This window comes from Jiella sonneratiae, from assembly GCF_017353515.1.
Classification (GTDB): domain Bacteria; phylum Pseudomonadota; class Alphaproteobacteria; order Rhizobiales; family Rhizobiaceae; genus Jiella; species Jiella sonneratiae.
Map to the genome: position 1 here is coordinate 1 of NZ_JAFMPY010000058.1, position 2626 is coordinate 2626.

The window sequence follows — 2626 nt, forward strand, 5'->3', positions numbered from 1 at the left end:
CGACCTGGACGATATCCGGAAACGCGTCGCCAAGCTCGCCCGCCGCCGAACCGTAGGCAAAGCAGCCTTCGCCAAGAGCCAGAATCGGATCAACTGATCGCCGCGGCCCAGGCCGGATGCTTACGCTACAAGGGCCACAACGCCCCTCAAAGCCATCGCCTCAAGGTCTACACCTCGGGCCAGAAGCGCGGCATGACCGACACCATCCGCCGCGAGATGAAACGACGGGCGGCCGTCGAACCCGTCATCGGGCACCTCAAGGCCGACCACCGGATGGGCCGCAATCACCTCGCCCACGCCATGGGCGACGCCGCCAATGCCGTCCCTGCCGCCATCGGCTACAACTTCCGCCGCATCCTCGCCTGGCTGAAGCTTTTTGTCGCCTTCATCCAGGCCGCCATTCTGACCCTGCTCGGTCAGGACCAGCTTCTCTCAGCGGCTTGATCAGCCTTCTTCACGGACGACCAGATGGCCGGTTGCCAGTCGTCAAGCTCGATCTTCAGGCGAGCAATGCGGTCCCGGTCACTCATGATGCCAGCGCCAGCGGCTCGTCCGCTGTCTTCCAGTTCCACGGCAGCAACTCGTCGAGCCGGGTCTGCGGTGTGTCGGCAATGCGGGCAAGGACGTCGGCGAGCCAAGCCTGTGGATCGACGTCGTTCAGCTTGGCCGTGGCGATCAGCGTCAGCATGAAGGCGCAGCGGTCGGCTCCGCGATCAGAACCGGCGAAGAGCCACGACTTGCGGCCGAGCGCCAAGCCGCGGAGCGCGCGTTCGGCGGCGTTGTTGGTCAGACAGATCCGGCCATCGGTGGTGAAGTGGGCGAAGCCCTCCCAGCGCGTCAGCATGTAGTCCATAGCCTTCGCGACTGGGGCATGGCGCGACAGGCGCGCCCGCTCGGTCCGCATCCAGTCCTCCAGATCGGCGAGAACGGCCACGCTCCGCTCCTGCCGGACGGCGAGACGCTCGTCGGCGGAGCGGCCATTCATCTCGCGCTCGATGTCGAACAGAACGTCGATGCGCTTCACCGCCTCCAGCGCCAGCGGTGAGATCGGTGCCGCGTTCTTTCCCCGCCGGGCGCTCCTGGCGATGTCGGCGAGCTCGAAGAACTTCCGCCGTCCATGAGACCAGCACAGTGCCTCGGTCAGCGGCTTCGGACTTCGATCCATGGCGTACAGGCGACCATATCCCGCATAGGCGTCGGCCTGAAGAATCCCGCCATAGCCGGCGAGATGGCGCTCGGGATGCTCGGCCGCTCGATCGCGGGAGGCGTAGAACAAGGCCGCCGGCGGCGCGGCGCCGCCGAACGGGCGATCGTCGCGGACATAGACCCAGATCCGGCCGGTCACCGTCTTGCCCTTGGCCAGGATCGGCACGGTGGTGTCATCGCCGTGCAAGCGCTCGGCAGCAAGGACATGTCGCTCGATCCGGTCGTGCAGCGGGCGAAGAGCATGGACGCAGGAACCGACCTGGTCGGCGAGCGTCGAAAGGCTGAGGTCGATCCCCTCTCGGGCGTAACGCTCCGACTGCCGGTTGAGTGGCTGATGCTGCCCGTACTTCTCGAACAGGATCATTGCCAGAAGGCTCGGGCCGAGGAAGCCGCGGGGCGTTGGATGGAACGGCGCCGGCGGCTGGTTGATCGTCTCGCACTCCCGGCAGGTGAACTTCTCCCGGACCGTCTGGATCACCTTCCACTGCCGCGGGATCACCTCCAGCATCTCCGTGACGTCCTCGCCGAGCTTCGACAGCCTGGCCGAACCGCAGCACGGGCACGAGGTCGGCGCCGGCACGACCACCCGTTCCCGCGGCAGATGCTCCGGGAACGGCTTCTTCGAAGGACGCTTGCGGGTGAAGGCCTGAACGGTCATCGTCTTCGCCGCGGCATGCTCGGCGGCAAGCTCGTCCTCGGTCGCGGCCGCCTGGGCGTCCTCGAGCTGCATCTCGAGCTGGTCGAGAAGACGCGCCTTCTTCTCCGATCGGCTGCCGTAGAGTTCGCGCTTGAGCTTCTCGATCTCCAGCGTCAGATGCGCGATCAGCGCCTCGGCGTGCGAGGCCTTCGCCCTTCTGTTGGCCACTTCGGCTTCCGCGAGATCGGCACGCCGCTCGGCCGCTGCAAGAGCGGCCTTCAGGGTGGCGATGTCGTCCGGCGCGGCGGCCATGCAGGAAAGCCCGAAGCAGTTGATGACGCCATCGATTCTCCCATAGAACCCCTGCGATGCAAGGCTTTTCGCCTATCCGACCGACGTCGGCCTCCAGGCTTCCTGAGGATTTCGCCAGTCGATTCCGGACAGGAGATAACCAAGTTGCGCCGGGGATATCGTCACTGCGCCATCGGCGATCGACGGCCAGAGAAAGCGCCCCCGTTCGAGCTTCTTCGTGTAAAGGCACGCGCCCTGGCCGTCATGCCAGATGATCTTCAAAAGATCGCCTCGTCGGCCGCGAAAGCAGAACAGATGGCCGCTGTTCGGATCGCGCTTCAGCACCTCCTGCACCATCAGCGACAGGCCCGGGAAACCCTTGCGCATATCGACATGCCCCGTCGCCAGCCAGACCCGTACTCCGGTCGGAACCGGGATCATTCCCTGGTTCTCGTCTTCAACGAGCCCGAGGACAGGCTCTGCCGATCCACA

Annotated in this window: 2 protein-coding genes and 1 pseudogene; 1 reads left to right on the forward strand and 2 read right to left on the reverse strand. The window is 65.7% G+C overall.

Translation table 11 applies throughout. From position 1 onward, the window contains the following. Positions 1-126: 126 nt before the first annotated feature. Positions 127-444, forward strand: a pseudogene (locus J1C47_RS23345) (IS5/IS1182 family transposase); the annotation flags it as partial. 82 nt (positions 445-526) lie between these two features. On the opposite strand, the gene tnpC reads toward J1C47_RS23345, so the two are convergent. Together tnpC and tnpB are read right to left on the reverse strand one after the other, a co-directional pair. Continuing rightward, positions 527-2155, reverse strand: coding sequence for an IS66 family transposase (gene tnpC, locus J1C47_RS23350; protein WP_207353205.1), 1629 nt, complete (start codon positions 2153-2155; stop codon positions 527-529). Between the two features lie 72 nt (positions 2156-2227). Continuing rightward, positions 2228-2626 (reverse strand): IS66 family insertion sequence element accessory protein TnpB (gene tnpB / locus J1C47_RS23355; protein ID WP_425354591.1); only part of this gene is annotated, 399 nt, incomplete at its 5' end.